The sequence below is a fragment of the Bacteroides gallinaceum genome, assembly GCF_030373775.1.
GTDB lineage: Bacteria > Bacteroidota > Bacteroidia > Bacteroidales > Bacteroidaceae > Phocaeicola > Phocaeicola excrementipullorum.
In genome coordinates this window covers 90887-99750 of sequence record NZ_JAUDEN010000016.1, presented here as the reverse complement: position 1 = coordinate 99750, position 8864 = coordinate 90887, and the positions used below count along the sequence as shown (strand labels likewise).

Below are 8864 nucleotides of genomic sequence, written 5' to 3'. Positions count from 1 at the left end.
GAAAGGCGACATCGTGATAGGCAATGATGTATGGATAGGCTATGAAGCGGTGATAATGGCAGACGTTCACATCGGAAACGGGGCGATCATTGCCGCCCGTGCCGTTGTTACGAAGGACGTGCCACCTTATACGATAGTCGGCGGTGTTCCCGCCCGATTGATAAGGAAGCGTTTCGATGAAGAAACGATACAGAAACTCAAAACGCTAAAATGGTGGGAATGGCCTTTTGAGAAAATCAAGCAAAGTTTGCCTTATCTTACAACTGGAGATATTGATAGGTTATTAAAGAATGAAAGATGTAGAATGACATGAGAACAGTTGCGGAGAACTCTTGGTTTACATCTTGCTTTACATCAGACGTTAAAAACCAACGTATAAACACGAAAAAAGCGATTACCTGTTTTAGATAACCGCTTGATTTTCTGGTGATCCGCTTGGGGCTCGAACCCAAGACCCCAACATTAAAAGTGTTGTGCTCTACCAACTGAGCTAGCGAATCAAACCTGTTTTTGCTATCATTTCCTGATTGCGAGTGCAAAGGTAGACGTTTTATTTGAAATGACCAAATTTTCAGCTGAAAACTTTTCGGTTTTTGCAGAATCCATCTCGATATTGGTCTGTCTGTCCGGAAATTGTCAGAGAGATTGGTGTGCCGTTTTTATTCGTTGAGTGCGCCGCAATGCGGACAGATTCCTTTCGACCGCATTTTGGCTCCGCACGATCCGCATGCATACGGATAACTGTTGGCTTTTTTCAAGCGTCTGATGCACCAGACTGTATACCCTGCAAAGCAAATGTAAGATGCATAGACCCACAGGTAGGTAAAGAAGAGATACAATATGATACAGCAGGCGGCAAGCCCTATCAGGTAGAAAAAGGCTACTTCCAGCGTTGTCTGGTGAAAAAGATCATCAAGCAAGGCGATGCCTAACAGAAGGATGAACCATATGCATAAAATGAACAATCCGAGTATGACCGGCGGTTCAAACGGATTCAGAGTTGGCGCATAATAGTATTTCTCCCATGTTTCAGGCACAAAGTGCTGGATACTGTTGTAGATTACCGCAGCCGTTGCCAGCAGCCACGAAAGGGTGATAGGAAATATGCTGTCTATATCGTTCAGCCAGATCAGTCTGATTTGCTTTTTCCGTATGGCTCTGTAGATGAAAGCCAGAAAGAATGTTGCCAGTACCAGCAGAAATATCAAGGTGTGTGAATTGCTGAAGAAACTGATGCATTGAGAGATGGGATCAATGGGTACGATGTGCTTGAGGAGATTTTTCTCCTGTATCCATCCGATCGTTTCCTGGTCGCGCGCTACCTTCACCCACAGTGAGTCGACAGAGTCTTGGGGATGTACAGCGAATTCTGCCACTACAAGCTCATCTCCCTCCTTTACCGGAAGGGAATCGGTGAACGGAAGCCGGTGCAGCCATAGTGTGTCGGCCGTTACCTTGAAATTGCTGTTCAAGGCATAGGGGTGCTCATGTGCAGTTTGAAGCGAGTCGTTCCCGCTGGCGGACTGCTGCTGAGTAGAGTAGTGGCATGCTGTTGCCAGAAATGACAGAAGCAGGAGGCAGAACAAATGATGGATCAGGCGCATATTTCTTTTATCGTTTATTTTTCGTCAAGCACTTTCATCTGGCATATTTTACAGTCGAATTCCAGCCGGAATTTCCGTCCGTCTGAGCTGACCAGAAAATAAGGTTCGCGGAATGGGGAGCGGGCTTGATGGTGTTTGGGACACCATCCCATGCTGTAGCGCAGGCAATGCTTGCAGAACATCAGTATGGCATGTTCGGGCTGTTTCTTCTCAAGAGCAGGTTCGATATGCTTCACCCCGTGGTCGTGATAGAAGGCTGCAGCACGGGCATTCATGACATTTCCCAGATAAGTCAGCTCTTGTTTGGGAAATGAATGGCGGGTTTCGGGCATCCGGTTCCGTTCTTGTCTGTAATTGATATGGCGCAGGCTGGCAAGAGCATTTACGGCCTGCCGGCGCAGTTCAGCCAAAGCGGAAGAAGGAATAAACCAGTTGTCGCTAAGCTGCAGGCTGATGCTTTCTGCCTTAAACGGCGTATTGCCCAGCTTGGCCAGCTGCATCCGCTGGTTTTCGTCCTGAGGTGTGCGTGCCGGTGTCTTTTCCTGCGACAAGGTTACACAAACCCGGTTGCTGTTTTCATCGCAGAAAGCCAGCGTGAATCCGAAGCTGTTTTCTTCCAGCGATATGTTTACCGCGATTTTCCGCTCGGCTGACTTCTTTTGCAGCATGCGCTCGAAGCTTTGGTCGAGGTTGCGGTAAAGCTTCGTTTTCGGACGTATGGCAGGCATCTCCTGTGGGTAAAGTCTGTTGTTTTCCGCCCGGTTTACGCGAAAGCCCTGAAGCTTTCCGTTTTCGTCAAGATAGCAGATGCCGTCACCGTTGCTGAAAGATTTCGTTCCGGCTACGGTCAGATAGTTTCCTTTGATTTCCTTGACGGTTCCCACTTCCTCACCGAGCGATTTGGGCGTGTTGAACGAGAATATCTCCGGATTGCGTCCGTGGGCGAAGTATTCGGTGAACCCCCGGTTAAAGCTCTTGTCGAGTTGCGGACGGAAGGTAAGTTCGACAGTCCCGGACGATGCCCGGCAGTATTCTTTCCTGTATTTGAAGATGGCATCAAGCTTCTGCCTGTAATAGGCGGTTACGTTTTTTACGTAAGATACGTCTTTCAGCCTTCCTTCTATCTTCAGCGATGAGGCTCCGGCATCAAGCAGGGCTTCCAGATTCCTGCTCTGGTTCATGTCTTTCAGCGAAAGCAGGTGCTTGTTGCGGGCTATAGTCTTTCCGTCGGCATCGATCATGTCGAATCCAAGGCGGCAGAACTGCGCGCATTCTCCCCGGTTGGCGCTTCGTCCGTAACATGCCTGGCTTACATAGCATTGCCCGCTGTAGCTTACGCACAAGGCCCCGTGGATGAAAACTTCGAGCAGGACATCGGGGCATGCTTCGTGGATTTCGCTGATTTCATCGATGCTCAGCTCCCGCGCCAGCACAATCTGGCGGAATCCGGCTTCTGCAAGAAAACGTACCTTTTGCACGTCCCGGTTATCTGTCTGCGTGCTGGCATGAAGCGGAATGGGTGGGATGTCCAGCCGGGTGATTCCCATGTCCTGCACAATCAGCGCGTCGACTCCGATGCGATAGAGTTCGCCGATCATCCGTTCCGTATCCTCCAGTTCCTCGTCGCGGAGGATGGTATTGACGGTGACATAGATGCGTGCCCCGAACAGGTGGGCATACCGCACCAGCCTGGCTATGTCTTCGAGCGAGTTTCCGGCTGCGGCTCTGGCCCCGAAGCGGGGTGCGCCGATGTATACGGCATCCGCTCCGTGATTGATGGCTTCGATTCCGCATTCCAGATTTTTGGCCGGCGCGAGCAGTTCGATCGGACGGGGAAGAGCGTTATCTGATTTCATTGATGTCGTATGGAGTTTCTTGGTATACGTAATAGTTCAGCCAGTTGGAGAAGAGCAGGTTGGCGGTGCTTCGCCAGCGTACCAGCGGACCTTTTTCCGGGTCGTTGTCCCGGTAATAGTTTTGGGGCATGTTTATCGGAAGGCCTTTTCCCAGATCGCGCCGGTATTCCGTGTCCAGCGTGTAAGGAGCATATTCCGAGTGCCCTGTGACGAAGAATTCGCGTCCTCCGCGCGCCATCACGATATGCACTCCCGAATCTTCTGATTCGGAAATGATCTGCAGCGCCGGGTTCTTTCCGATGTCTTCTCTTCTGATCTCCGTGTGCCGGCTGTGAGGCACGAAAAACACGTCGTCGAATCCCCGGAAGATGGGCAGTTTCTGGAAGCCTTCGCACACGTGGTGCTCGAATATTCCGAACATTTTTTTCTCCAGCGGATATTTGGGGATGCCGTAGTGATGGTAAAGTCCGGCTTGGGCGGCCCAGCAGATGTAGAGAGTCGAGGTGACGTGCGTGCGGGTCCAGTTGAATATCTTCTGGATTTCGTCCCAATAGTTCACCTCCTCGAAGTCCAGATGTTCCACCGGCGCTCCCGTGATGATCATTCCGTCGAACTTCTCGTCGCTCATGTCCTCAAAGTCACGGTAGAACGCTTTCATGTGTTCGATAGGCGTATTCTTCGACGTATGGCTTTTCAGTTTCATGAAGCTTACCTCAATCTGGAGAGGCGAATTTGAGAGCAGGCGGATGAGGTCTGTTTCCGTGGTTATCTTGAGCGGCATCAGATTGAGTATCACGATTTTCAGCGGACGGATATCCTGCGTTTTGGCGCGTGACGTATCGATGACGAAAATGTTTTCTTCTTTCAGAAGGTCTATGGCCGGAAGTCTATCTGGTAAGTTTAATGGCATATGTTCTCCTTGTTTATTTTGTCCGGAGCAAAGTTAATAAAATTCCGCCATGATTGTGTAAAAACTTGTCTGATTTGAAATCGCCGCCCATCTCCGCGAAGATGAGCCGTTGTCCGGGTTGGAACGGGCGTTCATCTTGATGGAGATGGGCGGTCGGACCGGTAAGGTCGGGCGGCCGGTTCCGCAGGTTATGATGCAGGTGGCTACAGCCTGTTCTTATAGATTTCCGCCATCAGCTTCTGGTAGCGGTTTTCCACTTCCATATAGGCTTGCAGATTCTTGTATACGTTATCGGCTTCTACATAAAAGTCGATGATAGACAACTGTCCTGCCCGTACCGCATCTTGAAGCAGGCGCAGTGTCTTGTGCATCAGAACGACATCGTAGGCCTTCATCGCCTCGCGCAATTGCTGCATCTCGTTGAACAGGCTCTGTGTCTGGGCTTCTGCCTGCAGGCGTGCATTGTCCAGCCGGAGCCGGGCGCTGAGTGCCTGGGCGCGGGCAATCTTTCCCTTTTTCCGGTTGGAGAAGATGGGCAGGCTTCCGCCTATCAGGAAGCCGTTGCTTTTTTCGTCGAGCGAGGTGTTCCGCCGGTAGCCCACTTCTATTTTCGGTAGCCAGCTCTGGCGGTTCACTTTCAACTCTTCCTGAGCGGCCTGCGCGTCGGCATCCGCTGCGAGAAGTCCGGCATCCGTCAGCATCACTTCATCATACAGTGCGCTATAGTCTTTCAGTTCTTGCACATCGGGGTAAGTGTCCGAACTGAATGTCAGAGGCATGTTCCCGTTCATGGCGAGCAGTTGCTGGAGTGCCGTGCGGTGTGCGGCATTGTTCTGAGCCGCTTCGGTCCGGACATTCATCCGCTCCATCTTTATCTTGTTTACTTCCAGAATGCCTGCATCCCCTTCCTGAAGGCGTTTCTCGAACAGCTCAAGAAGTTCGTCGGCATTTCTCATCCGTTCGTCCAATAGCTTCTGCTGCTGGTTGAGCATGATCAGGTCAAGGCAGATATTCTTGGCCGTGAGCAGGATTTCGCGGCGTGAGGCGAGTTGCTGGCGGTCGAGAGATTCTTGCTTCCATTTTCCCGACTGGCGACGGGCCGCATACAGGGTAGGAAAGTCAAATCCCTGTGTGACCACGAGCTCCGAACTCGACATTCCGGTAATTCCCCTTGTATAAAAAGGGCTGTATTCCACCGAAGGGTCTTCCAGGTTGTTTTGGGTCTGCACTTCGAGTTTGGCGGCATTCGTTGCCTGAGTCTGCGCCTGCAGTTCCTTGTTGTTGCGTTCGATCTGCCGGAGTACGTCTTCTATGCTCTGCGACCTCATGCCGGCCGTGGCCAGGGTACATGCGGCCAATAGGATGTATCTTAGTTTCATGATTTTCTGTTTTTATGGTTGTTGTGCATCAGTTCGTATACCACGGGCACGATAAATGCGTTGAGGAATGTGGATGTCAGCAGTCCGCCGAGGATGACTTTCGCCATCGGGCTTTGGATTTCATTTCCCGGAAGGTCGCCTCTCAACGCCAGCGGAATCAGGGCGAGCGCCGATGAGAGCGCCGTCATGAGGATCGGATTCAGCCGGTCGAGCGAGCCGTGTACGATGCATTCGCGCAGATCCATGCCCTGTTCCTCCTTCAGCAGCTTGTAGTGGCTGATAAGGAGCATGCCGTTTCGTGTGGCGATGCCGAAGAGAGAGATGAATCCGATGATGGCCGGGATGCTGAGTTCTCCGGTGGTGAAGATCAGCGTGAACACTCCTCCGATCAGAGCCAGCGGGAGGTTGAGCAGGATTACTCCGCTTTCCGCGCCGCTCTTGAACTGCATATAGAGAAGCAGGAAGATCACGGCGATGCTCATGGCCGATGTGAGGAGCAGCGTGCGGCTGGCCGATTGCTCGCTTTCAAACTGCCCTCCGTATTCCACATGGTATCCTTCGGGCAAACGGACACTCTCGTCCACCCGTTTTCGGATGTCGTTCACCACGCTCCGCAGGTCGCGCCCGCTTGCGTTGGCCGAAATGACTATCTTGCGTTTCACGTTTTCCCGGTTGATGGTGTTCGGTCCGGCAGACGATTCTATGTCGGCCACATAGCTTAGCGGAATCTTCTGTCCTTGGGCATCGTCTATCATCAGATTCTTTATGTGTTCCATCGACCCGCGGTTGGATTCGCTTGAGCGTACCACCAGATTGAATGACTTTCCTTGTTCGTACACTTGGGAAACCACCTCTCCGGCCATGTTGACCGTAACGAATTCGTTGAACTGCGGAAGTGAGATTCCGTATTTTGCCAGCATCTCACGTTTGGGAATGATTTTCAGCTCCGGACGCTCAATCTGCTGTTCCACGTTCAGGTCGGCAATCCCTTCTACATCGGCGATGACTTCCTTTATCTGGTTTCCCAAAGCGAACATCCGATTCAGGTCATCGCCGAAAAGCTTGATGGCGATGCTTGCCTGCGTACCGCTCAGCATGGCATCGATGCGGTGGCTGATAGGCTGGCCGATTTCGATGTTTGCTCCGGAGATGACCGAGAGTTTTTTGCGCACCTCGTTCAATAGCTCCTGATGCGAACGGTCCTTCAGCTCAAAGGGAGCTTCGATTTCCGATACGTTCACGCCCAGCGCATGTTCGTCGAGTTCGGCGCGTCCGGTTTTTCTGGCGACGGTCTGTATTTCCGGAATGGAAAGCAGGAGTTCTTCTGCCTGCCGTCCGATCTTGTCCGACTCTTCCAGAGATATTCCGGGCATGGAACTGATATTGATGGTGAACGAGCCTTCGTTGAATGCCGGAAGGAAGCTGTGTCCCAGTGTGAAAAAGAGGCACAGGGCGGACACGAACAATACGGCCGCACTTCCCAGGACTCCTTTCTTGTGTCCCAATGCCCAAAGGAGTGCGCGTTCGTAATGCTTTTTCATCCATACGGCCACGAATGCTTCTTTAGGCACTCCGCCCTCTTTTCCGGTCTGTCCTCCCAGCAGGTAGCTGCAAAGCACAGGGGTCAGCGTGAGGGCCACTATGGTGGAGGCGAAGAGCGAAACGATGAAAGCCACTCCCAGCGGCATCAGCATACGCCCTTCCATTCCGCTCAGGAAGAACAGGGGGACGAAGCTTACGATGATGATCAGCGTAGAGTTCAGGATGGGCATACGCACCTCGCGCGAAGCGTTGAACACAACCTCGAGCACGGGTTTTCTTTCCGCAAGCGGAAGCATCCGGTTTTCGCGCAGATGTTTCCATACATTTTCTACGTCTACAATTGCATCGTCCACCAGCGAGCCGATGGCTATGGCCATACCTCCCAGACTCATGGTGTTGATGCTCAGTCCCATATAGTGCAGGACAAGGATCGTGACCAGCAGCGACAGGGGAAGTGTAACCAGTGAGATGACGGTGGTGCGTGCGTTGGCAAGGAAAAGGAAAAGCACGATAACCACAAAGATGGCTCCTTCGTATAAGGAGTTCTGCACATTGCTGATGGAGCTTTCGATGAACCGCGACTGACGGAAAGTGTCGGTTGAGATTCTTACGTCGGCGGGGAGATTTTTCTGCAAATCTTTCAGCGATTCTTCCAGCCGTTCAGTCAGTTCGATGGTACCTGTGTTCGGCTGTTTGGTTACTGTAATCAATACGGCAGGCTTTCCTTTTTCTGAGGCCACTCCCAGCTTGGGCTGTTGGGCACCGATCCTTACATCGGCCACATCTTCCAGAGTGACCGGTGCGCCTCCTGCTGTCTTGATGACGGCGCGTCCCATTTCTTTTACGTCATTGGTGGAAATCACTCCGCGCACGATGTATTCGTTCCCGTATTCATAGATTACGCCTCCGCTGGTATTCTGGTTCATTCCGCGGGTAACGTCCATGATTTCTCCCAATGTCACGCCGTAGTGCTTCATCCGTTCCGGATGAACGAGTATCTGGTATTCCTTTATATCTCCTCCCAGTACGGCTACTTGCGCCACGCCTCCGGTGGAAAGCAGGCGGGGACGGATGGTCCAGTCGGCCAGTGTGCGCAGGTCGAGCATGGATGTAGAATCGGCGGTCAGCCCTACTATCAGCAATTCGCCGAGGATGGACGACTGCGGGCCGAGTGTCGGATTCCCCACATTGTCCGGCAGGCTTTCGCCGACCGTGGTCAGTTTCTCGGACACGATCTGTCGCGCCAGGTAAATATCTGTATCCCAATCGAACTCAACCCATACGACTGAAAATCCGGCGGTTGAAGACGAGCGGACACGGCGCACGTTTGTCGCGCCGTTTACCGCGGTTTCTATCGGGAAAGTTACGAGCTGCTCCACCTCTTCGGCTGCCATCCCGTTCGCTTCTGTCATTACTACCACCGTAGGAGCATTGAGGTCGGGGAATACGTCGACTTCGGTGTGTATCGTGGTGTAAAGCCCTCCTATCAGGAGCAGAACCGACGCAACGAGAATCAGAAGCCGGTTCTGCAATGAGAAGTGTATGATTTTATTCAGCATAAGTTCTCTGTTTT

The 8864-nt window shown here is 52.1% G+C and carries 6 protein-coding genes and 1 tRNA gene; 1 reads left to right on the top strand and 6 read right to left on the bottom strand.

Going from position 1 to position 8864, the window contains the following annotated elements:
* Positions 1-313: CatB-related O-acetyltransferase (locus QUW60_RS10205; RefSeq protein WP_289560242.1), on the top strand; the 313-nt coding region annotated here is incomplete at its 5' end.
* 111 nt (positions 314-424) lie between these two features.
* On the opposite strand, the gene QUW60_RS10200 is transcribed toward QUW60_RS10205, so the two are convergent.
* The 6 genes from QUW60_RS10200 to QUW60_RS10175 form a co-directional block, all read right to left on the bottom strand.
* Positions 425-500: transfer RNA gene (locus QUW60_RS10200), tRNA-Lys, on the bottom strand.
* A gap of 159 nt (positions 501-659) precedes the next feature.
* Entirely contained in the window at positions 660-1604 is a 945-nt protein-coding gene (locus tag QUW60_RS10195) for a hypothetical protein (protein ID WP_258337188.1), read from the bottom strand.
* 14 nt (positions 1605-1618) lie between these two features.
* Positions 1619-3460, bottom strand: a complete 1842-nt coding sequence (locus QUW60_RS10190; RefSeq protein ID WP_289560240.1) for a peptidase U32 family protein — start codon at positions 3458-3460, stop codon at positions 1619-1621.
* Positions 3447-4370: a homoserine O-acetyltransferase MetA gene (gene metA, locus QUW60_RS10185; RefSeq protein ID WP_258337186.1), complete on the bottom strand. Its 924-nt coding sequence runs from the start codon at positions 4368-4370 to the stop codon at positions 3447-3449. Before metA ends, QUW60_RS10190 begins: the two co-directional genes overlap by 14 nt.
* Positions 4371-4573: 203 nt before the next feature.
* Positions 4574-5749, bottom strand: a complete 1176-nt coding sequence (locus QUW60_RS10180; protein ID WP_289560237.1) for a TolC family protein — start codon at positions 5747-5749, stop codon at positions 4574-4576.
* Entirely contained in the window at positions 5746-8850 is a 3105-nt protein-coding gene (locus QUW60_RS10175; protein WP_289560235.1) for an efflux RND transporter permease subunit, read from the bottom strand. Before QUW60_RS10175 ends, QUW60_RS10180 begins: the two co-directional genes overlap by 4 nt.
* Between the last annotated feature and the right edge of the window lie 14 nt (positions 8851-8864).

Coding starts and splice junctions, on each gene's coding strand:
- QUW60_RS10195 (WP_258337188.1), bottom strand. CDS start 1,604: ATGCGCCTGATCCATCATTTGTTCTGCCTCCTGCTTCTGTCATTTCTG.
- QUW60_RS10190 (WP_289560240.1), bottom strand. CDS start 3,460: ATGAAATCAGATAACGCTCTTCCCCGTCCGATCGAACTGCTCGCGCCG.
- metA (WP_258337186.1), bottom strand. CDS start 4,370: ATGCCATTAAACTTACCAGATAGACTTCCGGCCATAGACCTTCTGAAA.
- QUW60_RS10180 (WP_289560237.1), bottom strand. CDS start 5,749: ATGAAACTAAGATACATCCTATTGGCCGCATGTACCCTGGCCACGGCC.
- QUW60_RS10175 (WP_289560235.1), bottom strand. CDS start 8,850: ATGCTGAATAAAATCATACACTTCTCATTGCAGAACCGGCTTCTGATT.